This window comes from Pseudoclavibacter helvolus (genome assembly GCF_049707175.1).
GTDB lineage: Bacteria > Actinomycetota > Actinomycetes > Actinomycetales > Microbacteriaceae > Pseudoclavibacter > Pseudoclavibacter helvolus_A.
Genome location: NZ_JBNAFM010000005.1, coordinates 172,461 through 199,384 on the forward strand (window position 1 = coordinate 172,461; position 26,924 = coordinate 199,384).

Consider the following 26,924-nt stretch of genomic DNA (forward strand, 5'->3'; position numbering starts at 1 on the left):
CCGGGAAACATACATGGTCCACAATGGGGACATGACGGTGCGCACTCCTGATCCCGAGTCCGGCTGGATGAACGACGACGAGCTCGCGCTCGTGCGGCGTCGCGTGCCGATGCTGTATGTCGAAGCCATCCCGGTTCGCGTCGACGCCACGGGCAAGGTTGAGCACCTCGGTGTGCTGCTCCGCGCCGACAGCCAGGGCGTGATGACGCGCTCGTTTGTGTCCGGGCGCGTGCAGTACGGCGAGTCGATCCGGGATGCGCTGCTGCGCCACCTCGAGAAGGACCTCGGCACCATGGCGTTCCCTGCGTTGCCGCAGGCGCTCGCCCCCTTCACCGTCGCGGAGTTCTCGCCCATGCCTGGCTCCGGGCTGTTTGACGCGCGTCAGCACGCGGTGGCGCTCGAGTTCATCGTGCCGGTCGCGGGGGAGTGCAACCCTCGGCAGGACGCGCTCGAGATCACGTGGCTCACCCCGCAGCAGGCCCTCGACCCCGACCTCCTCGAGGAGCTGGAGGGCGGGCGGGGTCAGGTGCTGCGCACCGCGATCGGTCACTTGGGTCTCTGGCCGTAGCCGTCCGCACCACGGCGGGACGGCGTTCGGGCACAATCTGACCATGGCCATCCGCTACTGGCTCGTTGTGCAGCCCTTCGATCGCGCCCTCGCCATGGTCGAGGCGGGCTTCGTCCAGGCGCCTTGGGGTGCGTTAGAGGGCGTCGAGCAGATGCGCGTCTCTGACGGCGTGGTGCTCTACTGCCCGCGCGAGACGAACCCGGATGGCGAGCCGATGCGGAGCGTCGTGCAGGCGGGCTACGTGCTCGACGACGCGCCGTATCGCGCAGGCGGGAGGGGCTCGTCGCCGTGGCGCCGCGAGGTGCAGTGGATGCGGGAGTCGCGCCCCGCGCCCATCCGGCCGCTCAGGGATCTGCTTGATCTGACTCGCAACGACCGGTACTGGGGCGAGCGTCTGCGTGCGGGCTGGCTGGAGCTGTCGCGGCGCGACTTCGAGATCTTCGAGGATGCGGTCAGGCGGCCGTCGCCGGAGCCGAGCGCGCTGGGGATGGGGCTCATCCGTGACACCGGCCTGTCGCAGGCGGATTCGTCCGCCGGGGGTCGCGAGGGCGACCGGAATGCGGACGAGGACCCCTACTCGATCCGTTTCTGAGCATCCGTTGCCTCACGTTTCAGCGGAAGAACGCGCATTTTCGGCGCATGTGACACATTATTGAGTGAGCGTGACGAACATCGCTGACGTGTCCTTACGCTTTCCGACCAGGTGACTCTACGAACGGGGTGTCCATGATCGACGCGTTGGACTTCAGGCCGGCAGCCCAGCAGTCGAACCTGCGCGCCACCATTGAGGACTCGGTCGCTGCAGCGATCGTGTCCGGCGGCCTCGCCGCCGGTGAGCTCGTGTCGGTGCCCGCGCTCGCGGCGCGGTTCCAGGTTTCGGCCACCCCGGTGCGGGAGGCGATGCTGAACCTCGAGAAGCTGGGCTTCGTGGAGCCCGTGCGCAATAAGGGCTTCCGGGTGACGCACGTCTCCGTGGAGGAGCTGCGGCAGATCGTGCAGGTGCGGCAGCTGCTGGAGGTGCCGGTCGTCCGGGAGCTGGCGGCGGATTTCCCAGAGGAGCCGCGCGCGGAGTTACGTGACCTGGCGACTCGGATCGACGCGGCTTCCGCGGCTGGCGACCTCCCGTTGTACCTCGCCGTCGACATCGAGTTCCATGAGCGGCTCCTCGGCCTGTCCGGCAACGACCGGCTCGTGTCCATCGTGACCGCCCTGCGGCGGCAGACGAGGCTCACCGGGTTGACCGAGATGTTGGGCTCCGAGGAGCTCACTGCGTCGTCGCGCGAGCATGCGGATCTGCTGGTGTTGCTGGAGCAGGGGAGGGCGGATGAGGCTGCCGAGCTCATGCACCGCCACATCGGCCATGTGGTCGGCTGGTGGGCGGGCCTACCCGAAGAGTCTTAACAAACCCTCCACCTAGCGAAACACTTTGTAACAACTGTGTTTCAAGCGTGTGCAGGGACCTTCTGCGGCACCCTGGCGAACAGTAATGTGTGACATCCCATCACCGGAGATGGTCCGGCGATTCTGACGTCTGTTCGGAAGGAACTCACCATGACTGCACGTCGTTCCACCAGCCCTCGGGGTGCTGGCATCTGGAAGAGAGTGCTCCTCCCAGGAGCACTGCTCGCAACCGCTGCGCTCGCCCTGACCGGATGCTCCGGAGGTGTCGCGGGCGGCGGCGACGCCGGGTCAGACGATGGGCCCATCAAGCTCGGCCTGGCTGCGCCGTTCTCGGGGTCCGAGTCTGCATTCGGCCCGTACATGGAGAACGGTGCCAAGATGGCGATCGACGAGCTCAACGAAGCAGGTGGTGTCCTCGGTCGTCAGCTCGAGCTGGTCACCGCCGACGACGCCTGTGACGCGACGAGCGCGACGGCAGCGGCCAACAAGCTCGTCACCGATGGCGTCGTCGCCTCGGTCGGCGGCTACTGCTCGGGCGCCACGCTCCCCACGCTCCCCATCTTCAACACCGCTGAGATCCCCATGGTGATTCCCGCGGCCAACTCGAACCAGCTTGTCGCAGCTGGCCTCGACAACGTCTTCCTCATCAACGGAACCGGCACGCAGCAGGCCCAGTCGATGCTCAAGTACGCCGAGAAGCAGGGCGTGAAGACCCTGGCGCTCGTCGACGACAACACCGACTACTCCACCGACCTCGCGAAGTCGGCCGCTGAGCAGGCGGCTGAGCTCGGCATCGACGTGGTCCTCCAGGAGTCGGTCAACGCCGGCGAGTCCGACTACGCGGCGAACGTCAACAAGGTCGTCTCTGCGAACCCCGACATGATGTACTGGACCGGCTACTACCAGGAGGGCGGCCTGATCACGCAGCAGCTGCGCGCAGCTGGCTACACGGGCAAGATCATGGTGGCCGACGGCTCGGTCGACGCGAAGTTCGCGGAGATCGCGGGCAGCGCGTCCGACGGCGTGCTCGGCACGTTCACCCAGACCCCAGACATGCTCGAAGGCGCGACCGACTGGATCGACGCCTACACCGAGAAGTTCGGCGCGGCCCCGGGTCCGTACTCGACGCAGAGCTACGACGCCGTCCGCGTCGTCGCGCAGGCGATCGAGGATGCGGGAACCACGGACGGGCCTGCGGTGATCGAGGCGCTCAACGCGCTTGACGGCTTCGACATCTTCTCCGGGCCCCTCACCTTCACTGAGGACGGCACCCTGAGCGAGGGCGGCTTCGCCATCGTCACCGTCGGACCCGACGGCACCTTCATCCTCGAGGATGACCTGAAGAGCTAATCAGCCATGGCGGGCGGGGAGGGAACTCTCCGCCCGCTTCCGCAGTCAGGAACCACTGTGATTCAACTCATCATCGACGGGCTCTTCGTCGGCTCCTTCTACGCGCTCGTCGCGCTCGGGTACAGCATGGTGTACGGCATCATCAAGCTGCTCAACTTCGCGCACGGCGACGTCTACATGGTCGGCGCGTTCGCCGGCCTCACCATCTTCTCGGCGTTCTCCGGCCTCGCCGGGGGCGGCATCCTCTCCATCCTGCTCGTCATGCTGCTCGCGATGATCTTCACGGGCATTCTCGGCGTGACCATCGAGCGCGTCGCCTACCGGCCACTGCGCTCGAGCCCCCGCCTCGCCGTGCTCATTACCGCGGTCGGCATGTCCTTCATCCTCGAGTACGGCGTGCGCCAGATCTTCGGGCCGGACCCGAAGGTGTACCCGACGCGTCTCGAAGGCGAGGCGCTCGATCTGCTCGGCGGCCGCATCACGATGCCGCAGATCATCATGATGCTGGTCGCGGCCGCCCTGATGTTTGCCCTCAACACCTACATCATGCGATCGCGCGACGGCCGCGCGATGCGCGCCATCGCGCTCGACCCGACGGCGGCCCAGCTCATGGGCGTCAACGTCAACAAGGTCATCTCGCGCACGTTCTTCATCGGGTCGGCCCTCGCGGGCGCCGCGGGCGTCATGGCGGGTGCCTACTACGGCACGATCGACTTCCTCGCCGGGTTCGTCATCGGGTTGAAGGCCTTCACCGCCGCCGTGATCGGCGGTATTGGCAACCTCTACGGCGCCATGCTCGGCGGCCTCGTGCTCGGCCTGCTCGAGGCGTTCGGCACACACTGGCTGGGCGGGCAGTGGCGCGACGTGTTCTCGTTCGCGTGCCTGATCCTCTTCCTGTCCTTCAGACCGACCGGCATCCTCGGTGCCCGCGTCGTGGAACGGATGTGATCCCATGACCGACATCAGACTGCAGGCGCCTGCCCCCACGGTGGAGCGTCCGACCCCGCGCAAGGGCCTCCTGAACCCGAAGACCTTCATGAACTTGGTCGGCCTCGTGCTGTTCCTCTTCGCGTTCCTCCTCCCGTTCATCAACGCGACCCCGTACGTCATCTCCATCGGCACGTCGGCGATGATCTACATCATGCTGGCGATGGGCCTCAACATCGTGGTCGGCTACGCGGGGCTGCTCGACCTCGGCTACTACGCCTTCTTCGCTGTGGGCGCCTACACGGCGGGCGTGCTGAACACGCTGCTCGACATGCCGCTCATCGCGACCATCCCCTTCGTCATCGTCGCGTGCATCCTCGCGGGCCTCATCATCGGCGGCCCGACGCTTCGACTGCGCAGCGACTACCTGGCGATCGTGACGCTCGGCTTCGGTGAGATCATTCGCCTCACCGCGAACAACCTCGAGGTCACGGGCGGGCCCTCCGGCATCTCCGGCATCGATACCTTCGAGTTCTTCGGCTGGTCGTTCGCCGACGGCCTCACGATCGGCGGCATCGAGTTCAACGGCAAGATTCTGCTCTACTTCCTCTGCGTCATCGTCGCGGGCGGTGCGGCGATCATCGCGGCATCGAGGCTCGGCAAGGGCAAGATGGGCCGCGCCTGGCGTGCCATCAAGGACGATGAGGACGCGGCGGAGGCGATGGGCGTCAACACCTACACGACCAAGCTCGGCGCGTACGTGCTCGGCGCGGTGTTCGGCGGCCTGGCCGGTGTGCTCATGGCGGCGCACCAGACGGCCATCAGTCCCACGTCGTTCGTGTTCCTCAACTCGGCGCTGCTCCTCATGGCTGTCGTGCTCGGTGGCATGGGCTCGATCCCCGGTGTCATCGTCGGCGCGTTGCTCGTGTCGCTGCTGCCGGAGATCCTGCGCGAGTTCTCCGACTGGCGCTTCCTCGTCTTCGGCGTGCTGCTGGTGATCATGATGATCTTCCGGCCGCAGGGCATCTGGCCGGCGACGGCGATCCTGCCGTTCCTCAAGTCGAGGGCAAAGGGTGAGCCGCCGTCTCCGAAGGACGGCTTCTCGGCCCATGAGGGGCCAGACGCCAACATCGACCTCTCGAAGGAGCAGGCATGAGCCAGGTTTCAGGCGCGGGTGAGGTCTACGGCACCTCTCCCATTGACGTGCCGAAGACGGAGTCGGTGACCGCGGTCGCCGAGGAGTTCCGGCGGGCGCACGCCGGCGAGCCGCTGCTGTCGGTGCGTGACCTGCGGCTGCAGTTCGGCGGTGTGAAGGCCGTCGACGGCACCTCGTTTGATGCCTACGCGGGCGAGATCATCTCGGTGATTGGCCCGAACGGGGCGGGCAAGACGAGCGCGTTCAACTGCATCACCGGCTTCTACCGGCCGACCTCGGGGTCGATCACGTTCGACGGGGTCGACATCATGCGCAAGCAACCGTCGACGATCACCCGCCTCGGGCTGAGCCGCACGTTCCAGAACGTGCGCATGTTCCGCGACATGTCGGTCATCGACAACGTCAAGACGGCGATGCACGCGCGCATCCGCCAGAACGTGTTCCAGACGATGCTCCATACGTTCGGCTACAAACGGGTCGAGGAGAAGGCGCTCGAGGATGCGCGGGGCTGGCTCGACTTCGTCGGCTACTCGCTCGACGACGAGCTGCTGGCCTCCCAGCTTCCCTACGGCGAGCAGCGTCGCGTCGAGATCGCGCGAGCGCTCGCGACGCAGCCGAAGTTGCTGCTGCTCGACGAGCCGGCTGCAGGTCTCAATCACAACGAGAAGCAGGAGCTCATCGCGCTGATCCGCAAGATCAGGGACCTCGGGGTCGGCATCGTGCTCATCGAGCACGACATGGGCCTCGTGATGGAGATCTCGGAGCGGGTGATCGTGCTCAACTTCGGTCGGGAGATCGCGGATGGGCTGCCCGAGGACGTCAAGAACGACCCGAGGGTGATCGAGGCGTACCTGGGGGTCGAGGATCCCGAGGACGAGGTCGAGGAGGAGGTTGCTCGGCAGCAGCTCGATTCGCCGGAGCGGCCGCGCACCCTTCGTGATCACATCGATGAAGAGAGCATCGCGGAACAGGGCTCCGCGGAGGAGGGTCGACCATGAGCGTTGAACTCGAAGTGAAGGACGTCGACCTCTTCTACGGGCGCGTGCAGGCGCTGCGCGGTCTGTCGATCGAGGTCAATGAGGGTGAGGTGGTGTCGCTGCTCGGGAACAATGGTGCGGGGAAGACCAGCACGCTCACGATGCTCTCGGGGCTCGTACGGGCCAAGAGCGGCAGCATCTCGTGGCGGGGCAAGGACATCACCGGGGCCAAGCCGTGGGACCTCGTGCGGGACGGGCTCATCCATGTGCCGGAGGGCCGCCGCATCTTCTCGACGATGTCGGTGCACGAGAATCTGCTGCTCGGCGGCTACCAGGTCAAGGATCCGAAGGTCGTGGCCGAGCGGGTCGAGGAGTGCTACGAGCTCATGCCTCGGCTGCTCGAGCGCCGGACGCAGCAGGGCGGCACGCTCTCCGGCGGTGAGCAGCAGATGGTGGCGATCGCGCGTGCGTACGTCGGTGGCCCGAAGCTGCTGCTGCTCGACGAGCCGTCGATGGGGCTGGCGCCGTTGGTTGTGAAGCAGGTGATGGAGCTGATCGGTCGCATCAACGAACGCGGTGCGACGGTCCTGCTCGTGGAGCAGAACGCCCGGGCGGCGCTGAAGGTCGCGCACCGGGCCTACGTCATCGAGCACGGGCACGTGACGTTGTCGGGCCGGGCGTCCGATCTCGCGAAGGACAAGGCGGTCATCGAGGCCTACCTGGGCTGATGGCTGTCGCCTGGCTCGCCGCGTTCTGGCGGGCCAGGCGTCTCTCGGGTCAAGAGTCCCGCCACGCGGGCGGTCGCTTTCCGCTTGCACGCATTCATGGTGTGTGACATATTACTGATGGGAGGTGCAGCATGAGCACGTACGACGTTGTGGTCGTCGGCGGCGGGATCGTTGGCGCAGCGTGTGCTGCTGAGCTCGCTGGCCGTGGCCGTCGGGTCGCGCTCGTCGAGCGCGGTCGCGTCGCAAGCGGCACGAGCGCACACTGCGAAGGCAACCTCCTCGTCTCAGACAAGGGTCCCGGGGCCGAGCTCGAGCTTTCGAAGCTCGCGAACGACGCCTGGTCGATGCTCGCCGATGGCTTCCGGGAGGAGCTGGGCGACCGGTTCCCCGACATCGAGTTCGAGGCCAAGGGCGGCCTCGTCGTCGCGACCACCGACAACGGTGCGGCTAACCTCCTCGACTTCGCGGCGACCCAGCGCACCGCCGACGTTACGGCTGAGCCGATCACCCTCGCTGAGGCGCGCGACCTCGAGCCCTGGCTCACCGAACGTGTCACCGCAGCGGTCTGGTATCCGGGCGACAGTCAGGTGCAGCCCACCATCGCCACCGAGGCGCTCGTCGCGCTCGCCAGAGTTCGCGGGGCGCGCATCCTGGAGCACCACGAGGTCGTCGGGCCGCTGCTGGCTGGCGGCCGCCTCGCCGGCGTGCGCACAACGGCGGGGGAGGTGCGTGGTCACGAGGTCGTGATCGCCGCTGGCCCGTGGTCAGGTGAGGTCGCTTCGACGCTCGGCGTGCATCTTCCTGTGCGTCCCCGCAGGGGAGTCGTGCTGGTGACCGCCAAGATGCGGCAGCGCGTGTTCCACAAGGTCTACGACGCCGACTACGTCGGTGCGGTCGGGTCTGGTGACCTGGGGCTGATGACCTCGAGCGTCGTCGAGTCGACGCCGGGCGGAACCGTGCTCATCGGCTCGAGTCGAGAGCAGATCGGCTTCGATGACGCCTTCCGCGCCAACGTGCTCGGCGAGCTCGCGACGAAGGCCATCTCGATCTTCCCGTTCCTTGCTGAGACGGCCGTCATCCGCAGCTATTCAGGGTTTCGGCCTTTTATGCCGGACCACCTGCCCCTCATTGGGGCGGATGCGCGGCTGCCGGGCCTCTGGCACGCGACGGGGCACGAGGGGGCTGGGATCGGCCTCTCGCTGCCGACCGCGTCCCTGATCGGCGACCTCATGGACGGGGTCGCGACGCAGATCGACGCCGCGCAGTTCTCGCCGTCCCGTGAGAGCCTCGCCGCAGAACTGGAGGCACTCACGTGAACGATCACATCGACAGGGCCTCGGACGCAGAGGCGCCCGTTCGCATCACCGTCGACGGCGAGCCGTTCGAGGGTATCCAGGGGCAGAGCATCGCAGGGGTGCTGCTCGGGGCTGGGCGCCGCTCCTGGCGGGAGACGGCGGTGGCCGGCAGTCCGCGCGGGCTGTTCTGCGGCATCGGCGTTTGCTTCGACTGTCTCGTCACCGTCGACGGGGTTCCGGATGTGCGTGCCTGCCAGCGGCGTGCGTGCGACGGTGACGAGGTGACCTCGCAATGAGCGCTTCGTCTGAGAGCCTGCGCCACGTCGCGGTCGTGGGCGGGGGCCCGGCCGGTCTCGCCGCAGCCCTGTCCGCCGCGGAGTTCGGGGCCAGGGTGACCATTATCGAGTCGGGTCGCGACCTCGGTGGCCAGTATTGGCGTCACCTGCCTACCGAGCGTGACGGCAGCGGCCAGGAGTCCATGCACCACGGCTGGTCGACGTTCCAGGACCTCGACGGTCGCGTCCGCGCGCATCCGGCCATCACGCTGCTCGCCGAGACGACGGTGTGGGCCGTGGATGCGCCGACCGGGAGCCCTTCGGGTTCCCGCGGGGGAGTCCCTGCGCTGCAGCTGCTCACCGGTGCGGCTGACGCGGCGAACAGGGTGGCGTCGACGCTGCGGCCCGACGCGATCGTGGTCGCGACCGGCGCACACGATCGCACGCTGCCGTTTCCGGGCTGGGACCTGCCGGGCGTGTTCACGGGTGGGGCCGCGCAGGCCTTCGCGAAGAGCGAGCGTGTCGCCATCGGCAGCGCCGTCGTGGTCGCCGGGGCCGGGCCCTTCCTGCTTCCCGTCGCGGCGTCGCTCACGCAGGTGGGCTCGCGCGTGATCGAGGTCGTCGAGGCCAACCGTCTTCCGAGGCTCGCCGCGGGATGGCTGCCGAGGCCGTGGCAGCTGGCGGGCGCGCCTGGAAAGGTGCAGGAGCTCTTCGGCTACGTCGCGGGCCAGCTGCGCCATCGGGTGCCGTACCGCGTCGGCGAGGCCGTCGTCGAAGCACACGGCGACGGGCGAGTCGAGCGGGTCACGATCGCGAGCGTCGACGCGCAATGGCGGCCGATTCCCGGCAGCGAGCGCGTCGTGGCCTGCGATGCCGTCTGCGTCACCCACGGCTTCACGCCGCGACTCGAGGTCGCGATCGCTGCCGGATGCGCGGTGAGCGACGAGCGGTTCGTGCTCATCGATGAGTCGTGCGCGAGCAGCGCCGAGGGCGTCTTCGCCGCGGGTGAGGTGACGGGCATCGGCGGCGTCGACCTCTCCCTCGCCGAGGGCAGCGTCGCGGGCCACTGCGCGGCGGGCGGTTCGTCGCGCGACCCGCAGATCGCCCCGCACCAGCGCAAGCGCGCCGTCTTCGGCTCCTTCGCGGCCCGAATTGAGGCTGCGCACGGCGTGCGTCCCGGCTGGCAGGAGTGGCTTCGCGACGACACGATCGTGTGCCGTTGCGAAGAGGTCACCGCCGGGCAGCTCCGCGCCAAGGCGGCCGCGACCGCGTCGCGCAGCCTGCGGTCGCAGAAACTCTCGACCCGTGCGGGGCTCGGCATCTGCCAGGCGCGCATCTGCGGTCGCAGCGCCGAGGAACTCCTCGCGGCGGCGGTCGACCCCGCTGGCGGACCCCAACGGGCTCTCGACGAGGGCATCGTCGACCGGCGCCCCATCCATACCCCCATCCGGCTCGCAGAGCTGGCAGGAATCTCAGAAGCACATCATCCCCTGACAGGAAGGCAAGACCCATGACCCACGCAGCTTCAACGCACCTCGACCTCGGAGGCGTCGTCGTCGCGACGGCCCTCCCGTACAAGGAGGATGCCTCCGCCCCCGCCGGGCTCGCCGTCGACTACGAGGCCTACGCCGAGCACTGCAACTGGCTCATCGAGAACGGCTGCCGTGGGGTCGGGCCCAACGGCTCGCTCGGCGAGTACTCGTCGCTCACGGATGAGGAGCGCCGCAAGGTCGTGCAGGTCGCCGTCGAAGCGGTCGGCGACCGTGGCATCGTCGTCGCCGGCGTGCACGGACCCGGGTGGCACCAGGCTCAGCACTGGGCGCAGCTCGCGAAGGAGGACGGCGCCCACGGTGTGCTGTGCCTGCCACCGACGATGTACCGCTCGGCGGATGCAGACGTCATCGAGCACTTCGCGAAGGTCGCCGAGGTCGGGCTGCCGGTGATGATCTACAACAACCCCCTCGACACCAAGGTCGATCTTCGGCCTGAGCTGGTCGCCGAGATCGCCAAGATCGACGGCATCGTGGCCGTCAAGGAGTTCTCCGGTGACGTGCGCCGCGCCTTCGAGATCCAGGAGGCCTGCGAGGCGGCCGGGTCGCAGATCGATGTGATCGCCGGCAGCGATGACGTGCTCTTCGAGCTCATGATCGACGGCGCGACCGGCTGGTTCGCCGGGTACCCGAATGTGTTCCCCGCTGAAGCTGTTGCCATCTACGACCACATGGCCGCTGGCCGCTACGTCGAGGCTCGCGAGATCTACAAGAGCCTCATTGCCGCCTTCCGGTGGGATTCGCGGACCGAGTTCGTGCAGGCCATCAAGCTCGGCATGGACATGGTCGGCCGGAACGGCGGGCCCTGCCGTCCTCCTCGCGCCGAGCTGACGCCCGAGATGGCCGATCGAGTGCGCGCAGACACGCAGCGAGCACTCGACGCACTGGCCGCGCTCCAGTAGGGTCGCAGCAGACATGGGGGTCGTGATGAATGTCCCCTCTCGTCTGCTTGCGGGCCCCTTCCCGCAACAAGCGACGCAATCAGGCAATAGGGCCGATTGCGTCTGGCCCGCGGGGCGATCCCCCCTTGTCCCGTTGGGCCGGCTGCCCGGGGTGCCCCCCACCCCGGGCAGCCCTCTCTCTTCGAGCCACGAGGTCTACTGACATGCGAGCATCACGAGTCATCTCCGCCGTCGATTCCCACACTGAGGGGATGCCGACCAGGGTCGTCACCGGGGGCGTCGGGGTCATCCCTGGCGCGACCATGAACGAGAAGCGGCTGTACGTGCAGGAGCACCGCGACGATCTGCGCACCTTCCTGATGCGCGAGCCGCGCGGACATTCGGCGATGAGCGGCAGCATCTTGCAGCCATCGACGCGGGAGGACGCCGACTTCGGTGTCCTGTACATCGAGGTATCCGGCCTGTTGCCGATGTGTGGGCACGGCACGATCGGCACGGCGACGGTGCTCGTGGAGACCGGGATGATCGAGGTCAGCGAGCCTGAGACGGTGATCAGGCTCGATACTCCCGCCGGACTCGTGATCGCGCGCGTCGAGGTCAGCGAAGGACGCGCTGTTAGCGTTACCATCGAAAACGTGCCCAGCTTCTGCGAACGCCTCGACGCCGTCGTTCCCGTCCCGGAACTCGGCATCGACGCGCTCCGATACTCGCTGGCCTTCGGCGGAAACTACTACGCGATGGTCGACCTCGACGACGTCGGCCTCCCGTTCGAGCGAGCGCGCAAAGACGACATCATGCGAGCCGGTCTCGCGATCATGGATGCCATCAACCAGCACGACGCGCCGAAGCACCCCACCATCGAGGGCGTCGGCCACGTGCACCACGTCGAGTTCATCGCCCCGGGCTCCGACGCCGCGCACTCGCGGCACGCGATGGCCATCTACCCCGGCTGGTTCGATCGCTCACCGTGCGGCACCGGAACCTCCGCGCGCATGGCCGAGCTGCACGCCAGAGGCGAGCTGCCGCTGCACACCGACTTCGTCAACGAGTCGTTCATCGGCACGAGCTTCACCGGGCGACTCATCGACGAGGTGCAGGTCGGTGACCGAGCCGCCGTCATCCCGACCATCAAGGGTCGCGCATGGATCACGGGCATGGGCCAGTACCTGCTCGACCCCACAGACCCGTTCCCCGCAGGCTTCGAATTCTAGATTGGACTCATTGATGAGCACACCCACCCCGCACACCAGCGACGCCGAGCTCGAGCAGATCCTCGCGGCTGCGGCTGCCGCCGCGCCGATCTGGGCCGCAACGCCCCCGACACAGCGAGCCACCGCGCTCGTCGCCGTCGCCGACGCGCTCGACGCCGCGGCGGGGGAGCTCATCCCCATCGGCATGCGCGAGACCGGTCTCGCACAGGCGCGCCTCACGGGCGAGCTGAAGCGCACGACCGTGCAGATCCGGCTCTTCGCCGACGTCATCCGAGACGGCTCGTACCTCGACGTGCGTCTCGACGAGGCCGACCCCGACTTCGTGCTCGGCCCACGGCCGGATGTGCGGCGCATGCTGGTCCCGGTCGGCGTCGCGGTCAACTTCTCCGCCTCGAACTTCCCCTTCGCCTTCTCCGTGGCAGGCGGCGACTCCGCCGCGGCGCTCGCCGCCGGTTGCGCGCTCATCGTCAAGGGCCACTCCGGGCACCCGGAGCTGTCGGTGGCGACCGCGCGGGTCGTCGAGACAGCCCTCCGCGGCGCCGGAGCGCCTGACGGCGTCTTCGCGCTCGTCCTCGGCCAGCAGGCCGGCGTCACCGTGCTCGAAGACGAGCGAGTCGACGTGGGCACCTTCACCGGCTCGATCCGCGTCGGGCGCCTGCTCGCCGACAAGGCTGCCGCGCGCCCGCGCCCTATCCAGTTCTACGGAGAGCTCGGCAGCGTCAACCCGGTCTTCGTCACGGAGGCGGCGCTCGCCGAGCGCGGCGAGGAGATCGCGAGCGGCTACGCAGCCTCGGTCGCTGGCTCTGCCGGCCAGCTCTGCACCAAGCCCGGGTTCCTCTGGGTCCCGACGACGGATGCGGCGGCCGAGCTCGAGCTGCGCGTCTCGCAGGCGGCGGAGCAGGCGGCGGAGCACCGACTCCTCAACCCGAGCATCGGCCGGGCGTACGTGGAGCGGCGGAGCGCCGTGCTCGCTGCGGACGGCGTGCGTGTGGTCGCGGAAGGCTCCGTGCGCAGCGATGACGACGGCAACGTGTGGGCGACGCCGACCATCGTGGCGGTCGCGGCCGACAAGCTCGAAGCCGGCGACGAGACGTTGCTCGACGAGGTGTTCGGCCCCTTCTCCGTCATCGTCCAGTACGACGACGAGCAGGCGCTGGCGCCCAGTCTCGACGAGCTCTACGTCGGGAACCTGACCGGCACGGTGCACGCGGCCGAAGGGGAGCAGTCTCCGGCGCTGTCGGCACTCGTCGCCGGCCTGGCCCGGAAGACGGGTCGTGTCCTCTTCGGCGGCTGGCCCACCGGTGTGGCGGTCACGCCCGCGATGCAGCACGGCGGACCGTACCCGGCGACCTCGAACGACACGTCGACGTCGGTCGGCACCGCATCCATCTCGCGCTTCCTGAGAGGCGTCGCCTACCAGGGTGCGCCGCAGGCCGCGCTCCCCGAGCCGCTGCAGGACGCGAACCCGTGGGGCGTCCCGCAGCGGCGCGCGGCCGCCGGGCAGTCGGTCAACTGGGGGTCCGGGGCCTGAGCTTCGTGGCGAGACGCTGACGGAGCGTCAGCGTCTCGCTGGAGGTTGGAGCCTCGCTCGAGGCCGGAGCATCGCTGAGTGTCGGAGCTGCCGCGAGGCGCCCCCGACGCCGCAGCTCGGGGACGACGTGCTCGACGAAGTCCGCGAATGAGCTCGGCAGCAGCGCCGGGGTCACGACGAATCCGTCGGCGGCCCCGGCGTCCTGCCAGGCGCAGAGCTCGTCGGCCACGTCTCGGCCGCTGCCGGTCGGTGACGGGGTGAGCTGGTCGAGCGATTGCCTGAGGGCGAGGTCGCGCACCGTGAGCCCCTCTCGGGCGCAGACGGCCACGAGCATGTCCTCGAAGCCGTCGCTGCCGGTCGCGCCGCGGTGCTCCGCCAGTACGTCGACGGTTGCCCTGTCCAGCTGAAGGTTCCCGGCGTCCGCGTGCAGGAGTCGCGCGAGCGAGCGCACCGCGGAGGCCTCGTCGATGTGGGCGAGGAGCGAGTCCCGCGTTCGCGCTGCATCGATGCTCGTCGATCCGACGATGGGCTGGATGGCGGCGCAGACTCGCAGCTCGTTGGGGTCGCGCCCCGCGCGGCTGGCTCGCTCGCGCAGCTCGGCTCGGACCGCACGGTTGCCGTCGATGCCGTCTGCCGCGACGAACACGAGTTCCGCCCACTTCGCCGCGAAGTCCATGCCGCGAGGGGAGGCTCCCGCCTGCATGAGCACCGGATGCCCCTGCGGGCTTCTCGGCAGGCTCAGCGGCCCAGGTGGCGCGGCGCGTTCGCGCGGCGACGGCATGCGCGAGATGCGTTGGGGGTCCGCAAACACGCCGGCGGCCGCATCCCGGACCACCGCGTCGCTCTGCCAGCTCTCCATGAGCTGAAGCACCTGCGTAACGACCCGGTCTGCGCGATCGTAGCGTCGCGCCTTGGGGGCGATGTGGTCGAGGCCCATGTTTCGTGCCTCTGCGTCCGTCGTCGACGTGACGATGTTCCAGGCGACGCGGCCAGCCGACAGGTGGTCAAGGCTCGCGAGCGTCCGGGCGATCGCGTACGGCGGGAGGAATGAGGTCGAGACGGTGGCGCCGAGCCCGATCGTGCTGGTCGCGCCGGCGATCGCGCTCAACACCGGCACCGGGTCGAGGGTCACGGCTCCCTTGCCGCCGCTCGCGAGCGTCGTCGCGACGTCGCCGAGCGCGTCTTCCGGCACCGCGAGGGCGTCCGGCATGAAGACCACATCGAAGCCGCCGCGTTCGAGGAGGCGGGCGAGGTCGATGTAGGTGCTCGCGCGCAGCCAGTCTCCGCCGGAGTCAGGGTGCCGCCAGGCCGCCGCGTAGCGGTGCGTCGGCGGGTTGAGCATGCCGACCAGCGTGAGGTGGGGAGCTGCCGAGTCAGACAAGTGAGAGCCCCGTTCCCGCCAGGACGCCCGCGGCCGAGACCGCCGCGAAGACGGCCAGCACGACGCCCGCGAACATCGCGTCGCGCGCATCCAACCGCACCGGGCGCCAGACGGTTCGGGGGCCAGCGCCGAGTCCCCGCGACTCGAGAGCTTGTGCGATCCGCTCGCCGGAGCGGATCGACACCACGAGCAGTGAGAACGCGGCTGCACCGAACGACGAGAGCCCGGCCCGAGGCATGCCGTTTCGTCGAAGCGGCGCTCGCACGGCCTGGGCGGCGCGGATGCTCTGCCACTCGCTGGGGAGCAGCTGCAGCATCCGGAAGCCAGCCAGCAGCGCGTACGCGAAGCGCGGGTTCAGCCTGGCGTGCTGCGTGAGGCTTGTCATCAAGTCACGTGGTGGGGTGCTCGCGATGAACGCGATCGACATGAGACCGATGACGCCGGTCCTGAGGGCCAGCGCGAAGCCGATGGCGAGCCCCTCCGCAGTCACACGCACCGGAAGGTCCGGGGCGATCTCGGTGCCCGGTCTGCTGAGGGCGTTCACCGTGAGGAGGCCGACGCCGAACGCGGCGAACGGCGTGCACGCGGCCAGGAGTCTGGCGGGGGACAGGCTCGTCGTGGTCAGTACCGCGAGGGCGGCGGCGGCCGCCAGCACGCCGAGGGTCACCGGGTTCAGCACCAAGAGCGTCGCGAGCGAGCAGCAGAACAGTATGGCGAGCTTAACGGTCGGGTTGCGTCGCTCGAGATACGGCGGCGCGCTCATGCCGGTTTCCTGAGGCCGACATCGTCGAGCTCGCGCAGGATGCCTCGGGCGTGCGCATCGGATTCGCTGTGCCCGACGAGCCACTCGAGGAGCGGGGACACCTCGAGACCGGCGGCCGCGAGCAGCTCGGGCTGCCGCAAGAGCTCGAAGGGCGTCGTCTCGGCGAGCAGGCGTCCGTCGCCGAGCACGAGCACTCGGTCGGCGTGCGCGCAGACGGTCCGGAGCTCGTGGCTCGAGAACAGCACCCCGCATCCGGATGCGGCCGCCCGCTCAAGCTCGCGCATCGCGGTGATGCTGGCGCGTCGGTCCAGCCCGAACCCCGGTTCGTCGGCGAGGAGAAACGGACGCTCGTGCGCCAGCATGGCCGCGAGGCTGAGGCGTCGCTGCTGCCCGCCGGAGAGGCGGAACGGGCTGTGGTCGAGATGCTCTGAGAGCTCGAACCGCGCGGTGAGCTCGGCGACCCGTGCCGCCGCGTCCGTTCCCAGGCCGTGCTGGATCTCGCGGCGCACGGTGTGCTGCGCGAACTGGTGCTCCGGGTTCTGGAAGATCAGGCCAGGCCTCGGTCCGGTGATGCGACCCCGGCTCGGCTGCGCCAGTCCGGCGAGCGTCCGCAGCAGGGTCGACTTGCCGCATCCGTTCGGGCCGACGAGCGAGACGGTCTCCCCGGCCCGCAGCTGGAAGGTCACGCCGCGCAGCAGCGGCGTCGCGGAGCCCGAGGCGCGGGTGCGCCGCGTCGAGGCGCCGGCGACTACGTCAACGTCCGACACCTGCAGACAGTCGGCGCCGGCCGCCGGAGGAGTCTGGGGGGTGTGTGTTGGCTCAGCCGCGCGGCCGAGCATCGACAGCGAGTCGGCGACGGCGTCGTTCGCGAGGCCGCCCGCCATGCCCGTCACCGCGGCGAGCTCGGCCTCGAGCGGCAGCCAGCATCCCGCGGCCTGCAGCTCGCGGGCGTGCTCGAGCAGCACCGATGCGGTCGCGCCATCGTGCGCGATCACGCCGCCACGACCGACCACCACCGTGCGCGCCGGCAGTCCGGCGATGCCCCGGGCGCCGGCATACTCGTCCAATCGGTGCTCGACGAGCACAAGCGTGGATGCGCGTGCCGTGGCCGCGTCGACGGCCAGACGGACCGAAGCGATGCCGGCCGGGTCGAGCATCGAGGTCGGCTCATCGAGCACGAGCACCCGGGGATCCGTGACGATCGCCGCCGCGAGTGCGACCCGCTGGGTCTCCCCGCCGGACAGCGCGGCCGACCGACGCCCGGCGAGCGCACCAGCACCGACCAGCTCGAGCGCAGCATCCACCGCCTGGCCGATCGTCGAGGGGTCACGGGCCTGATTCTCGAGCGGGAACGCGACCTCGTCGGCGACGTCGGGCAGGCAGACGGAGGAGCTCGGATGCTGCGCGACGACGGACACGTGGCGCGAGATGCTCGGGACGTCCGAGTGCCGCGTCTCCACGCCGCAGACGCGGAACGATCCCGTGACCCGGGCCGGGACGGTATGCGGGATCACCCCGGTGATCGCCTGCAGCAGGGTCGACTTCCCCGAACCGGACGGCCCGATCACCAGGATGTGCTCGCCGCGGCGGATCCGGAGGTCCACGGGGCCAAGCCCGTCACCGGACGAGTGGATAGCCTCGAAACCCACAGTCTCGATGTCCGGCGCCGCGGCGTCAGCTCCCGCCGAGTCAGACCGCACGGCGCACGGCGTGCGGCTTCGAGTCCTGCACGATCGCGAAGTTGTCGAGCACTCCGGTACGCACGAGGGCGTCGACGATGAGCTTCGCGAAGAGCCCGCCGAGGAGGATGCCTGAGGCTACCTGGATGCCGAAGCGCAGGAAGAGAATCTCCTGCCCGTACCAGCCGGACCGGAACGCGGAGTAGAAGAACACGATGCCGGCGCCGAGCGCGCCGGAGATCGCGAAGCGCAACCAGCCGTACTTCCGGTACCTGCCGAGCGCGAACGGCAGCTCGCTGCCGATGCCCTGGATCGCCGCCGCGACGAAGAGCAGGGGGCCGACCGCGGATCCAAGGAAGACGACCTCGATGACCGACGCGAGGACCTCAGCGATCACGCCCACGAGCGGCAGGCGGATGATCGCGATCGCGATGGGAGCAACGAGCAGCCACCCGCCGAAGAGGAAGTGCTGTGCGAGGTCACCCGCCGGGCCCATCGCGATCGAGAGGGCCGTCCAGGCCTGCACGAGCGCCCAGTAGAGGAAGCCGAAGACCGTGCCGAGGACCACCATGAGCACGATGTCGCGAAGCTTGAGGCTCATGCGCGCACCCCGGACTCGGTCTGGGCCGCGTGGCTCGGGCTGTTGAGCGAGATCGTGAGGTGGCTCGTCACGTGCTGCACGTGCGCACCGACCGACGCCCACGCGACAACCACGGTCTCCAGCACACGCCCGAGGTCGCCGCTGAGCTTCGTCACGAAATGCTCCGAGGCCACGAACGTGCCGCTGGCCTTCGCCGTCTCGATGGCCGCAAAGATCTCCCGCATGTGGTCGGGCTCGCGGCCCTCCGAAGGCGAGTCCTCGAGCGGGTACAGTGCCCACTCCGCGCTCGCGAAGCTGCCCGTGTGCCGCCCGCGTGGCGCATCCACCCGCCGCGGCCCAGCCCCGCCGGGCAACTCGCACACCGCCTCGCCCGGGCACCCGCGAGAGAGCAACACCGAGACCGAGGCATGCAGCCCGGTCTGCGCGATCTGCTGGGTCACATCGGTCAGCCATCGAAGCAGCGCCTGCTCGTCGCCACCTGCGTAGGTGCTGACGTCACCGGTCTCGAGGACGAGACCTGCGGCATCCGTCGTCTCGAGCGCCGACGTGATGACCTCGATGAAGCGGTCGGACATGACCGAGACGGTCAGTCTTGCCCCCACGCCAAACGCGAGCGGGTCTTTGGTAATGGATTCCATGTGCGTGCCTTCCGTCGGAGCGTGACGGCACGGGTGAGTCGACTCCCTTCGCTGGCATTACCCAGATCAGGTTCAACGGTCGGAGTTCGAGTACTCCCTCTCAGCCCGACTCATCGGGCTCCCGTGCACGGCCACACTGTAGCCCCGACGGGGCACGCGCCTACCCCGCGGCGCTCGTGAAAACGACGTGGTTCCCCTCGGGGTCGAGCACCTGGAGGATCTGGAAGTGAGTGGCGTCTTCGATTCCGCCGTGCTCGATGCGCGCCGCGTCGAGGCGCTTGGCGACGGCCGGCAGGTCGTCATCGTTGAACACCACTGTGGATTTCCCCGACCTGCTCGGGTCGGCCCACAGCTGCAGGCCGGCTTGGTTTGTGAAGTGCCACTCCAGGAGACCCGGCATGGGGTTCTCGTCCGGGCCGCGGCCGAAGAGCCTGCCGTAATATTCCGTAGCCTGCGCCAGGTCGGACACTGTGATCTGTGCGAGAACGCCTGTGATAGCCATGGTGGAAGTCTGCGCGACGCGCGTGCGAGGAACCTCCGAGTCTCGCCTCAGGCGAGCACGCATGCACCTTCATTGTGTCGCCCCGTTGCGACTCGTAACGGGGCGCGTCAGGCGCCGTGGACCGGGGCAGGAGCGCTGCCTAGCGTCGGAGCATGACGAACCCCAACCGAATCCACCTCGGCGTCGCGCTCGACGGCGCCGGCAGTCACCCGGCGGCCTGGCGGGAGCCGAGCGCCCGCCCCGACGAGCTGTTCACGGCCGAGTACTGGGTGTCGCTGGTCCAGCTCGCCGAGCAGGGGCTGCTCGACTTCGCCACCATCGAGGACTCCCTGGCGCTCCAGAGCAGCGAGCTCCTCCGCGGAGACACCCGCCTCGACGAGGTGAGGGGGCGCCTGGATGCGCTCCTCATCGCCTCGCGCGTGGCTCCCGTCACGCAGCACATCGGCCTCATCCCGACGGTCACGACGACCCACACGGAGCCGTTCCACGTCTCGAAGGCGGTCGCCACGCTCGACTACACCAGCCAGGGACGGGCCGGCTGGCAAGCTCGCGTGTCGCCCGGCGCCGAGCACGCGCACTTCGGGCGCAGAGACGCGCCACTCGTGGGCGAACTGTTCGCCGAGGCGAACGACGTCGTCGAGGTCGTGCGCCGCCTCTGGGACAGCTGGGAGGACGACGCGGAGATTCGCGACGAGTCCACCGACCGCTTCCTCGACGCCGCGAAGGTGCACCGCATCGAGTTCGAGGGGAAGTGGTTCAGCGTGCGCGGCCCGTCGATCACGCCGCGCCCGCCACAGGGCCAGCCCGTCGTCGCCGCGCTCGGCCACGCCGAGATCCCGTACGAGTTCGCCGCCGCGAGCGCCGACCTGCTCTTCGTGACCCCAAGCGATGTCGGGTCCGCCGTCCGCATCCTCAGCGAAGTGCGCGCCGCGGAGGCGAAGGTGCAGCGCGAACGTGAGCTCTCGGTCTTCGTTGACCTCGCGGTGTTCCTCGACGGCCCCGGCGAGACCGGCGCTGCCCGCCTCGCTCGGCTCGACGCCAAGGGGCGCAGACTCGGCCAGCCACCTGCCGTGTTCGCCGGCTCCGCCGCCGAGCTCGTCGAGCACTTCGAGACCCTGTCCGCGCTCGGCTACGACGGCTTCCGCCTCCACCCCGGGGTCCTGACCGACGACCTGCCTCGCATCGTCGCCGACGTCGTCCCGCTGCTCCAGCAGCGAGGACTGTTCCGTGAGCGCTACGAGGAGTCGACCCTGCGCGGCCTCCTCGGGCTGCCGACCACCGTCCCCAACCGCTACGCCGCCGTCTGAGCGCGCACATCGACCAGACCGAACGCGATCAGGAGAACACAGTGACCAAGAAGCAGATCATCCTCGCCGCCTACGTCGGCGGCGTCAACGAGCACACCCTCTGGGAGCATCCGGACGCCGGCAGCCAGATCGAGTTCTCGACGTTCAAGCACGTGGCGCAGAAGGCAGAGGCCGGGAAGTTCGACTACTTCTTCCTCGCAGAGGGCCTCGCGTTGCGCTCGCGGCTCGGCGAGATCTTCGACCACGACATCGCGGGCCGCCCGGACACGATCCCGGTGCTCGCCGCGCTCGCGGCCGTCACCGAGCACATCGGGCTCGTCGGCACCATCAATGCGACGTTCAACGAGCCGTACGAGCTGGCACGCCAGTTCGCGAGCCTCGACCACCTCTCCGGGGGCCGCGCGGGCTGGAACGTCGTCACCTCCTTCGACGCCTTCACGGGGGCGAACTTCCGCCGGGGTGGGTTCCTCCCGCACGCGGAGCGCTACGAGCGGGCGGAGCAGACCGTCAACACCGTCCGCGAGCTGTGGGACTCCTGGTCCGCTGACGCGATCGTGGCGGACAAAGAGACCGGCCAGTTCCTCGACTCCGCTGAGGAGGGCCGATTCGATGTGTCGACGAGCCAGTTCGACATCCGCGGCCGCTTCACGGTGCCGCGCAGCCCGCAGGGGCGACCCATCATCGTGCAGGCCGGCATCTCTCCGCAGGGGCGCGACTTCGCTGCCGCCAACGCGGACGTCATTTTCTCGCCGTACTCGCGCCTCGTCGAAGCCCGCGAGTTCTACGCAGACGTGAAGGCACGCGTCGAACGTTTCGGCCGGCACCGTGACGACCTCAAGATCCTGCCCCAGTCGAGCTTCGTCCTCGGCGACACACTCGAGGAGGCGCAGGAGAAGGCTCGCTGGGTGACCGAGCAGCAGCTCAGCCCACGAACCATCCAGGTGCGGCTCGAACAGGTCTGGAACCGCGACTTCTCCGACCTCGATTTCGACGGGCCCCTGCCCGACGTCGATCCCGACGGCGACAGCGCGCCGGTCATCGAGGGGCGAGCCTTCACCTACGGCGATCGACTCGCCACCGTCCGACGGTGGCGCGAGCAGGCGACGGCGAACGGGTGGAGCATCCGCGAGTTCGCACGCCACGAGCTCGGCGGTGTCCGCTACGTCGGCACGCCTGCCCAGGTGGCCGAGGAGATCGACGACTTCGTGCAGAACGACGGCTCCGACGGCTTGGTCATCGGCTCGCACCTCACTCCGGGAGGCATCGACGAGTTCGTCGACCACGTCGTCCCGATCCTCCAGGAGCGAGGGTCGCTGCGCGCGGAGTACACGGGCAGTACTCTGCGCGACAACCTGGGCATCCCGGTTCCTGCGCGCGGCACCACGGCGCCGAGCGCCTTCGCGGCCCAGCCCTAACCGGAGCAGGCCGAGCTGCCGCTGGGCGCGTCCGAGCCAGTGTCACCCGGGGGTGGGCCTCTCACCCCGAAGGGTAGGCCTCGCGGAGGACGCGCCCGAGGTAGGCCGCGATGGCGCCAGGGCCGGATCCGTCGGCCACTCGCTCCACGTCGGCGTTGTAGTTGGTGTTCGTGTTGATGTCGTAGACGACCTGGCGGCCGTCCTCGGTCTCAATGAACTCGATGCCGGCGATCTCCAGGCCTATGTCCCGCGTGAACGCCACGAGACGCGCGACGAGGTCGTCGTGACCGCCCTCACGGAGCGAGAAGATCGAGGTGCCTGGTTCCGGCGCCAGCTCGGCCCCTGGCGGCAGCGCCGGTCGACCGGTCTCCGGGTCAATCGCGCACGCGTCCGCGGGGCACAGCTGGAACCCGCCGTGGATGGTGTCGGCAGCGATCGAGTAGACGTGCTCGCCACCCACAATCTCGACGCGGGTGATGAAGCCGCCCGCGGGGCGCAGGTACTCCTGCAGCAGCGTGATGCCGTCGAGGGGCTCCTCGAACTCGGGTGAGTCGAGGTACGCCTCGAACGCTGCGAAGGTGTCGAAGCGGCGCACTCCGAGCCCCTTGCCGCCCTGGTTGTGCTTGGTGATGAACGGGGTCGGGAACTCGCGCGCCGCATCCCGGAGCCGTTCCCGGCCGATGACGGCGAGCGTGCGCGGGGTGTCGATCCCCGCGTTTCGGAGCAGCGTGAGCTGGTCGACCTTGCTCACCTCGAGCTCGATCGCGCGGCGCCCGTTGACGGTACGACGCCCGGAGGCCTCGACCCAGTTGAGGACGGACCTGGCGTAGTCCTTGGCGAGGGCGTGGCCCCGGGTGTGCGAGGACGCGCTGATGCGGGACCAGAAAACTCCCTCCGGCGGGAGGGCATCGATGTCGAGGACGCCCTCGATCAGGTGCCATTCGACGACGGGGACGCCCGCGGCCTCGAAGGCGGCCTGGAACGGGGGCCACCATTCGGGGTTCTCGTGCAGTGCGTAGACGACGGGGCCCGCGGCGACGGGCTGGGACGAGATCGATGTGCTCATGAGAAGAATCCTTCGACGTCGAGAGCGCCGCCCGCCGCGTCGAAATCGGCGCGGGCGGCTGCTCGGAGGTTGGGGTCGCTGAGGAAGTCGGCGGCGACGAGGGCGAGGCCGACGCTGGCGTCGGCGATGGCCGTGCTGGCCTCGTCGCCGGTCGCGTACTCGGCGAATTCGCGCGTGTGGAGACTCACGTCGGGCGGGCTGATCGCGATCACCGGGTGGATGCCGGGGACGCGCACGCTCACGTTCCCGAAGTCGGTGGATGCTGCCAGGTGGGAGGGCACGGACGCCTTGGTCAGGACCCTCCTGTCCCTTGCCTCCTGGTGCACCGCCCACCGCTCGGAGAGCGGGGTGTTGTAGCGCAGTGGCATGGTGAACGGCAGTGGGTCCCACTCGACCTCGACGCCGGTGCCCGTTGCCAGGGCGATGCCGTTGGCGATGTCTTCCAGACGCAGGCTGAGCTCTTTGAGCGTTGCTGCGGCGTTGGAGCGCACGTAGTACTCGAGCTCGGCGAACTCGGGGACCACGTTGGGGCGCTGCCCGCCGTCGACGATGACGCCGTGGATGCGGTCGCCCGGGTACAGGTGCTGCCTGAGTAGGCCGGTGGCCTGGTAGTTCAGGTTGGCGGCGTCCAGCGCATTGCGCCCTTGGAACGGCGAGGCGGAGGCGTGGGCTGGGACGCCGAAGTAGCGCACGCGCAGGATGCGCCGCCCGATGAATGGCTGGTCGGTGACGTCGTAGCCGAAGGGGTGGATCATGATGGCGGCATCGACGCCGTCGAAGGCGCCGGCGCGGGCCATGATCTCCTTGCCGTTCCCGCCTTCCTCTGCCGGGGTTCCGTAGAGCAGCACCCTGCCCGGTGCCAGCGCGTGCGCTCGGCTGGCCTCGACGAGCGAGAGGAAGGCGCCGACGGCCGAGGCCGCGATGATGTTGTGCCCGCAGCCGTGGCCGACACCGGGCAGTGCGTCGTATTCGGCGAGGATCGCGACGGTTGGCGCGTCGGGGGCGGGGGTGCCGATGCTTAGTTCGGCGACGAGCGCCGTGTCGAGGCCGAAGGCTCCGACCTGCGCGTCGACACCGTGCTCGGCGAGCAGCTCGGCGATGTCGGCCACGCTCTGCGTCTCCCGGAATCCCTCCTCCGCGTACTCGAAGATGCGGTGCGACAGCTCGACGAGCTCCGGCTGGAGCGCCTCGGATGCGGCGGCCAGTGCGGCGGCGTCCTCGCTGCTCGCGCCGTCGTGCGGCGAGGTGATCCTGGGCGCGGCCGCCGCGGCGATCGCGGTCTCGGCGGCGACGAGGTCGAGATAGGTGCTGCTCGGGGTCGTGGGGGTCGCCCCCACCTTGATGCCGCGGGTTGCGTCTGCTGCTTCGCTCACGTGGTGTGCTCCTTGCCGCCGTCCGGCCCCTGGCGGGCCGTCTGCATCCATCGTGCCTCGATTCTCCGGGAGGGGGCGAGGCCGTGTCCCGGTTGCCGTCGTGGGCCGTAACGTGAACCTCCATTACAGTGGCAGCGTGATGTTCATCTTCGGCGCCGTGCTGCTCGGGCTCAGTCTGGCGCTCACGACCTGGGCGCATTTTCTCGTCGGTCGGGCGGGCGCGGGGCGGAGGCTCCCGATCTTCAGGGACCCGCCTGGCACGCCGAAGCTCGCCAGCTGGCTCCGGATGGGCGGCGCACTGCTGGCGGTCATCGCCGCGGGGCAGCTGTGGCACGGTATCGGGCTCTTCGCGCTGCTCCCGGTTGCGCTCGTGCTCTTCGTTCCCGGGCTCATCATGCACGCACGACACGAGCGTACGCTTCGCTCATGAGCGATGGAGCCCTGACCCTGTCCGCAGACACCGAGGGCGTCGACGTCACGGCGCCTCCGATCGGATCCGGGGGCTGCGTCGAGTGCGACGCGGCCGGTGGGTGGTGGGTGCACCTGAGGCGCTGCGCTGCGCGCGGCCACGTCGGGTGTTGCGAATCCTCACCAGCTCAGCACGCGACGGCACACCACCGTGAGACCGGCCACCGGTACATGCAGTCCTTCGAACCTGGCGAGAGCTGGTTCTGGGACTTCGACGACGAAGTGTCCCTCGACGGCCCCGAGCTGGCGGCTCCCACCTCGAAGCCCCGCGACGTGGCGACTCCCGGGCCAGCTGACCGGCTCCCGGCTGACTGGCGCACGCACATCCACCAGTAGCTACGGCTACCCTCGGCTCACGGCCGCCGTGAGCGAGCGCGCTCGAGAGCCCCGCGATTCCGCCCCCGATCACCGCGGCCCGCCTGTTCATTGCGGCGCTCTACTACATCCATAGTGCAAGCACTACGGTTATAGTAAATCGTGGCTTCTACCCGGGATCGTTCACTGACTGCCGCGCTGGAGCTGCTCGCGGAGGGCGGCATGCGCGCCCTCACGCACAGCCGCGTGGACGCGGCCGCTGAGTTGCCGCGCGGATCCACGTCCAACTACTTCCGCACCAGACAGGCGTTAATCGAGGGCGTCATCGAGCGTCTCGAGCGCACCGATTACGCAGAGTGGCTCCTCACCTATGAGTGGGGGGCTCCGAGCCTCGAGCGCTTCTGCAGCGCGATCGAGGCCGCAGTCGAGTCGATGACCGGCGCCGGCCGCACGCAGACGCTCGCTCGCTACGCCCTGTTTCTGGAAGGCACCCACAACCCGGCCGTCGCGGCTGCGGTCCAGGCTGGCCGTGAACGCCTGCGCGGCTGGGCGGTTGGCGCCGTCGCCGGGCTCGGCCTCAGCGAACCTGAGGCACGGGCGGCCGCGCTGTTCGCCTTCATCGACGGGGCCGTCCTGCACCGACTGTCGCTGCCCGCAGAGGGTGGTGCTGACGCGCCGCCCAACATCGTGGTGACCGTGCGGCGGCTGCTCGCCGAGGGTTAGCCGCCTGCTTGCTGGAGCTCCATCGCCCAAGCCGTCGTCGCTGAGGCGATCTGCTGCCGCGCGTCAGCGTCCGGGATTGTGGCCGTCCCGTCGCCAGACTGGGGCCCGTAATTGCCGAACATGGCGTGGTTGGCGCCTTCGATCTCGAGTGTGTTCGCGTCTGCCGGGAGCAGCGGGCGTGCATCCGCCGCCTTCTGCGGGGTCGTGAGCCCGTCGGCGCTTCCTGTGATGCTGAGGACGTCGAGGGAGGAGTCTGCCGAGAGGTCGTTGGCGCAGTAACTGCCGAAGAGCAGCAAGCCGGCGGTGTCGTCGGATTCGGCGAGCTGGCAGGCGCGGACCCCGCCGAGTGAGTGTCCGCCGACGGCCCACGTGCTGACCTCCGGCGCTGCCGCCGTGAAGTCGTCGAGCGTGCGGGTGTCGAAGAATGCCAGGTTCAGGACTGGCTGGGGGAGGACGACGGTCACATTGTTGTCGGTGACGAGGCTGGAGAGCTTCGCTGCGTAGGCCGACGGTTCGACCTTCGCCCCGGGGATGAAAACGAGTCCCGTGTCGCTCGGCTCGACGGTCGGGCTGAGCACCAGCGAGCCGTCGACTTCCGTGATCGTGATCTCGGGGTCGCTCGTGACCGAGGCGAGTGCCTCCGGCTCAGCGGCCATGACGCCGACGTTCGCCCAGATCAGGAACGCGGCGATCGCGACGACGAAGACGGCCGCGACGACCGAGAACGCCCAGATGAGGGTGCGTCGAAGTCGGCTCCGCCGGCGGCGCGGCGGCTGCTGGTTCTTGGGCGTTGCTGGCACGTCCCGAGCGTACTGCCCGCGC

The 26,924-nt window shown here is 69.2% G+C and carries 28 protein-coding genes and 1 riboswitch; of the genes, 19 read left to right on the top strand and 9 right to left on the bottom strand.

The features are described from left to right. Positions 1–31: 31 nt before the first annotated feature. The 14 genes from ACPYN9_RS05925 to ACPYN9_RS05990 all read left to right on the top strand — a co-directional run bounded on the left by ACPYN9_RS05925 (position 32) and on the right by ACPYN9_RS05990 (position 13,871). Positions 32–568 (top strand): DUF4916 domain-containing protein, encoded by a 537-nt coding sequence (locus ACPYN9_RS05925; RefSeq protein ID WP_424464797.1) that lies wholly within the window; start codon positions 32–34, stop codon positions 566–568. 43 nt (positions 569–611) lie between these two features. Further along, on the top strand, positions 612–1,160 hold the full coding sequence (locus ACPYN9_RS05930) for an EVE domain-containing protein (protein WP_424464799.1): 549 nt from the start codon (positions 612–614) through the stop codon (positions 1,158–1,160). A gap of 134 nt (positions 1,161–1,294) precedes the next feature. Then, positions 1,295–1,969, top strand: a complete 675-nt coding sequence (locus ACPYN9_RS05935) for a GntR family transcriptional regulator (RefSeq protein WP_424464801.1) — start codon at positions 1,295–1,297, stop codon at positions 1,967–1,969. A 150-nt stretch (positions 1,970–2,119) separates the two neighbouring features. Next, the gene (locus ACPYN9_RS05940) at positions 2,120–3,319 is read left to right on the top strand and encodes a branched-chain amino acid ABC transporter substrate-binding protein (RefSeq protein ID WP_424464803.1); all 1,200 of its coding nucleotides are present in this window, start codon (positions 2,120–2,122) and stop codon (positions 3,317–3,319) included. A gap of 57 nt (positions 3,320–3,376) precedes the next feature. Beyond that, a complete protein-coding gene (locus tag ACPYN9_RS05945; protein ID WP_424464805.1) occupies positions 3,377–4,267 on the top strand; it encodes a branched-chain amino acid ABC transporter permease in 891 nt (296 codons plus the stop codon). A 4-nt stretch (positions 4,268–4,271) separates the two neighbouring features. Further along, positions 4,272–5,402 carry a branched-chain amino acid ABC transporter permease gene (locus ACPYN9_RS05950; RefSeq protein ID WP_424464807.1) on the top strand — a complete coding sequence of 377 codons (1,131 nt, stop codon included), beginning with the start codon at positions 4,272–4,274 and terminating at the stop codon, positions 5,400–5,402. Continuing rightward, entirely contained in the window at positions 5,399–6,400 is a 1,002-nt protein-coding gene (locus tag ACPYN9_RS05955) for an ABC transporter ATP-binding protein (RefSeq protein ID WP_424464809.1), read from the top strand. Before ACPYN9_RS05950 ends, ACPYN9_RS05955 begins: the two co-directional genes overlap by 4 nt. Continuing rightward, complete coding sequence (locus ACPYN9_RS05960; protein WP_424464811.1) at positions 6,397–7,107, top strand: ABC transporter ATP-binding protein; 711 nt, start codon at positions 6,397–6,399, stop codon at positions 7,105–7,107. Before ACPYN9_RS05955 ends, ACPYN9_RS05960 begins: the two co-directional genes overlap by 4 nt. A gap of 131 nt (positions 7,108–7,238) precedes the next feature. After that, positions 7,239–8,423, top strand: coding sequence for an NAD(P)/FAD-dependent oxidoreductase (locus tag ACPYN9_RS05965; protein ID WP_424464812.1), 1,185 nt, complete (start codon positions 7,239–7,241; stop codon positions 8,421–8,423). Beyond that, the gene (locus ACPYN9_RS05970; RefSeq protein WP_424464814.1) at positions 8,420–8,698 is read left to right on the top strand and encodes a (2Fe-2S)-binding protein; all 279 of its coding nucleotides are present in this window, start codon (positions 8,420–8,422) and stop codon (positions 8,696–8,698) included. The genes ACPYN9_RS05965 and ACPYN9_RS05970 overlap by 4 nt, the downstream gene beginning before the upstream one ends. Further along, on the top strand, positions 8,695–10,191 hold the full coding sequence (locus ACPYN9_RS05975) for an FAD-dependent oxidoreductase (protein ID WP_424464816.1): 1,497 nt from the start codon (positions 8,695–8,697) through the stop codon (positions 10,189–10,191). The genes ACPYN9_RS05970 and ACPYN9_RS05975 overlap by 4 nt, the downstream gene beginning before the upstream one ends. Further along, on the top strand, positions 10,188–11,129 hold the full coding sequence (locus ACPYN9_RS05980) for a dihydrodipicolinate synthase family protein (RefSeq protein ID WP_424464818.1): 942 nt from the start codon (positions 10,188–10,190) through the stop codon (positions 11,127–11,129). The genes ACPYN9_RS05975 and ACPYN9_RS05980 overlap by 4 nt, the downstream gene beginning before the upstream one ends. A gap of 203 nt (positions 11,130–11,332) precedes the next feature. After that, positions 11,333–12,340: a proline racemase family protein gene (locus ACPYN9_RS05985; RefSeq protein WP_424464820.1), complete on the top strand. Its 1,008-nt coding sequence runs from the start codon at positions 11,333–11,335 to the stop codon at positions 12,338–12,340. Between the two features lie 13 nt (positions 12,341–12,353). Then, positions 12,354–13,871 carry an aldehyde dehydrogenase family protein gene (locus tag ACPYN9_RS05990; protein WP_424464822.1) on the top strand — a complete coding sequence of 506 codons (1,518 nt, stop codon included), beginning with the start codon at positions 12,354–12,356 and terminating at the stop codon, positions 13,869–13,871. Here the strand turns inward: ACPYN9_RS05990 and ACPYN9_RS05995 are convergent. From ACPYN9_RS05995 to ACPYN9_RS06020, 6 genes are all read right to left on the bottom strand, one after another. Beyond that, positions 13,849–15,252, bottom strand: a complete 1,404-nt coding sequence (locus ACPYN9_RS05995; protein WP_424464824.1) for an NtaA/DmoA family FMN-dependent monooxygenase — start codon at positions 15,250–15,252, stop codon at positions 13,849–13,851. The genes ACPYN9_RS05990 and ACPYN9_RS05995 overlap by 23 nt on opposite strands. Beyond that, entirely contained in the window at positions 15,245–16,015 is a 771-nt protein-coding gene (locus tag ACPYN9_RS06000; protein ID WP_424464826.1) for an energy-coupling factor transporter transmembrane component T family protein, read from the bottom strand. Before ACPYN9_RS06000 ends, ACPYN9_RS05995 begins: the two co-directional genes overlap by 8 nt. After that, positions 16,012–17,715, bottom strand: coding sequence for an ABC transporter ATP-binding protein (locus tag ACPYN9_RS06005; RefSeq protein ID WP_424464827.1), 1,704 nt, complete (start codon positions 17,713–17,715; stop codon positions 16,012–16,014). Before ACPYN9_RS06005 ends, ACPYN9_RS06000 begins: the two co-directional genes overlap by 4 nt. Next, positions 17,705–18,295: an ECF transporter S component gene (locus ACPYN9_RS06010; RefSeq protein ID WP_424464829.1), complete on the bottom strand. Its 591-nt coding sequence runs from the start codon at positions 18,293–18,295 to the stop codon at positions 17,705–17,707. Before ACPYN9_RS06010 ends, ACPYN9_RS06005 begins: the two co-directional genes overlap by 11 nt. Continuing rightward, entirely contained in the window at positions 18,292–18,933 is a 642-nt protein-coding gene (locus ACPYN9_RS06015) for a YkoF family thiamine/hydroxymethylpyrimidine-binding protein (protein WP_424464831.1), read from the bottom strand. The genes ACPYN9_RS06010 and ACPYN9_RS06015 overlap by 4 nt, the downstream gene beginning before the upstream one ends. 27 nt (positions 18,934–18,960) lie before the next feature. Then, positions 18,961–19,068: riboswitch (TPP riboswitch) on the bottom strand. Positions 19,069–19,093: 25 nt separating this feature from the next. Beyond that, positions 19,094–19,435, bottom strand: coding sequence for a VOC family protein (locus tag ACPYN9_RS06020; RefSeq protein ID WP_424464832.1), 342 nt, complete (start codon positions 19,433–19,435; stop codon positions 19,094–19,096). A 152-nt stretch (positions 19,436–19,587) separates the two neighbouring features. Between ACPYN9_RS06020 and ACPYN9_RS06025 the strand changes: the two genes are divergently transcribed. Both ACPYN9_RS06025 and ACPYN9_RS06030 read left to right on the top strand, forming a co-directional pair. After that, entirely contained in the window at positions 19,588–20,742 is a 1,155-nt protein-coding gene (locus tag ACPYN9_RS06025) for an LLM class flavin-dependent oxidoreductase (protein WP_424464833.1), read from the top strand. A gap of 41 nt (positions 20,743–20,783) precedes the next feature. Then, on the top strand, positions 20,784–22,157 hold the full coding sequence (locus ACPYN9_RS06030; protein WP_424464835.1) for an NtaA/DmoA family FMN-dependent monooxygenase: 1,374 nt from the start codon (positions 20,784–20,786) through the stop codon (positions 22,155–22,157). Between the two features lie 61 nt (positions 22,158–22,218). Here the strand turns inward: ACPYN9_RS06030 and ACPYN9_RS06035 are convergent, their stop codons facing one another. Both ACPYN9_RS06035 and ACPYN9_RS06040 read right to left on the bottom strand, forming a co-directional pair. Beyond that, positions 22,219–23,223, bottom strand: coding sequence for an ATP-grasp domain-containing protein (locus tag ACPYN9_RS06035; RefSeq protein WP_424464837.1), 1,005 nt, complete (start codon positions 23,221–23,223; stop codon positions 22,219–22,221). Next, a complete protein-coding gene (locus tag ACPYN9_RS06040) occupies positions 23,220–24,596 on the bottom strand; it encodes a M20 family metallopeptidase (RefSeq protein ID WP_424464839.1) in 1,377 nt (458 codons plus the stop codon). Before ACPYN9_RS06040 ends, ACPYN9_RS06035 begins: the two co-directional genes overlap by 4 nt. A 136-nt stretch (positions 24,597–24,732) precedes the next feature. Here ACPYN9_RS06040 and ACPYN9_RS06045 point away from each other — a divergent pair, with 136 nt between their 5' ends. The 3 genes from ACPYN9_RS06045 (at position 24,733) to ACPYN9_RS06055 (ending at position 26,102) form a co-directional block, all read left to right on the top strand. Further along, the gene (locus tag ACPYN9_RS06045) at positions 24,733–25,026 is read left to right on the top strand and encodes a hypothetical protein (protein ID WP_424464840.1); all 294 of its coding nucleotides are present in this window, start codon (positions 24,733–24,735) and stop codon (positions 25,024–25,026) included. Further along, a complete protein-coding gene (locus ACPYN9_RS06050; protein WP_424464842.1) occupies positions 25,023–25,400 on the top strand; it encodes a UBP-type zinc finger domain-containing protein in 378 nt (125 codons plus the stop codon). The genes ACPYN9_RS06045 and ACPYN9_RS06050 overlap by 4 nt, the downstream gene beginning before the upstream one ends. A 141-nt stretch (positions 25,401–25,541) precedes the next feature. Next, positions 25,542–26,102 carry a TetR/AcrR family transcriptional regulator gene (locus ACPYN9_RS06055; protein ID WP_424464844.1) on the top strand — a complete coding sequence of 187 codons (561 nt, stop codon included), beginning with the start codon at positions 25,542–25,544 and terminating at the stop codon, positions 26,100–26,102. Here ACPYN9_RS06055 and ACPYN9_RS06060 read toward each other — a convergent pair. After that, the gene (locus tag ACPYN9_RS06060; RefSeq protein WP_424464846.1) at positions 26,099–26,902 is read right to left on the bottom strand and encodes an alpha/beta hydrolase; all 804 of its coding nucleotides are present in this window, start codon (positions 26,900–26,902) and stop codon (positions 26,099–26,101) included. The genes ACPYN9_RS06055 and ACPYN9_RS06060 overlap by 4 nt on opposite strands. Between the last annotated feature and the right edge of the window lie 22 nt (positions 26,903–26,924).

Excerpts from the sequence above, each read along its gene's own strand:
- ACPYN9_RS05925 (WP_424464797.1), top strand. The coding sequence starts at position 32 with ATGACGGTGCGCACTCCTGATCCCGAGTCCGGCTGGATGAACGACGAC.
- ACPYN9_RS05930 (WP_424464799.1), top strand. The coding sequence starts at position 612 with ATGGCCATCCGCTACTGGCTCGTTGTGCAGCCCTTCGATCGCGCCCTC.
- ACPYN9_RS05935 (WP_424464801.1), top strand. The coding sequence starts at position 1,295 with ATGATCGACGCGTTGGACTTCAGGCCGGCAGCCCAGCAGTCGAACCTG.
- ACPYN9_RS05940 (WP_424464803.1), top strand. The coding sequence starts at position 2,120 with ATGACTGCACGTCGTTCCACCAGCCCTCGGGGTGCTGGCATCTGGAAG.
- ACPYN9_RS05950 (WP_424464807.1), top strand. The coding sequence starts at position 4,272 with ATGACCGACATCAGACTGCAGGCGCCTGCCCCCACGGTGGAGCGTCCG.
- ACPYN9_RS05955 (WP_424464809.1), top strand. The coding sequence starts at position 5,399 with ATGAGCCAGGTTTCAGGCGCGGGTGAGGTCTACGGCACCTCTCCCATT.
- ACPYN9_RS05960 (WP_424464811.1), top strand. The coding sequence starts at position 6,397 with ATGAGCGTTGAACTCGAAGTGAAGGACGTCGACCTCTTCTACGGGCGC.
- ACPYN9_RS05965 (WP_424464812.1), top strand. The coding sequence starts at position 7,239 with ATGAGCACGTACGACGTTGTGGTCGTCGGCGGCGGGATCGTTGGCGCA.
- ACPYN9_RS05975 (WP_424464816.1), top strand. The coding sequence starts at position 8,695 with ATGAGCGCTTCGTCTGAGAGCCTGCGCCACGTCGCGGTCGTGGGCGGG.
- ACPYN9_RS05980 (WP_424464818.1), top strand. The coding sequence starts at position 10,188 with ATGACCCACGCAGCTTCAACGCACCTCGACCTCGGAGGCGTCGTCGTC.
- ACPYN9_RS05985 (WP_424464820.1), top strand. The coding sequence starts at position 11,333 with ATGCGAGCATCACGAGTCATCTCCGCCGTCGATTCCCACACTGAGGGG.
- ACPYN9_RS05990 (WP_424464822.1), top strand. The coding sequence starts at position 12,354 with ATGAGCACACCCACCCCGCACACCAGCGACGCCGAGCTCGAGCAGATC.
- ACPYN9_RS06000 (WP_424464826.1), bottom strand. The coding sequence starts at position 16,015 with ATGAGCGCGCCGCCGTATCTCGAGCGACGCAACCCGACCGTTAAGCTC.
- ACPYN9_RS06010 (WP_424464829.1), bottom strand. The coding sequence starts at position 18,295 with ATGAGCCTCAAGCTTCGCGACATCGTGCTCATGGTGGTCCTCGGCACG.
- ACPYN9_RS06015 (WP_424464831.1), bottom strand. The coding sequence starts at position 18,933 with ATGGAATCCATTACCAAAGACCCGCTCGCGTTTGGCGTGGGGGCAAGA.
- ACPYN9_RS06020 (WP_424464832.1), bottom strand. The coding sequence starts at position 19,435 with ATGGCTATCACAGGCGTTCTCGCACAGATCACAGTGTCCGACCTGGCG.
- ACPYN9_RS06025 (WP_424464833.1), top strand. The coding sequence starts at position 19,588 with ATGACGAACCCCAACCGAATCCACCTCGGCGTCGCGCTCGACGGCGCC.
- ACPYN9_RS06035 (WP_424464837.1), bottom strand. The coding sequence starts at position 23,223 with ATGAGCACATCGATCTCGTCCCAGCCCGTCGCCGCGGGCCCCGTCGTC.
- ACPYN9_RS06050 (WP_424464842.1), top strand. The coding sequence starts at position 25,023 with ATGAGCGATGGAGCCCTGACCCTGTCCGCAGACACCGAGGGCGTCGAC.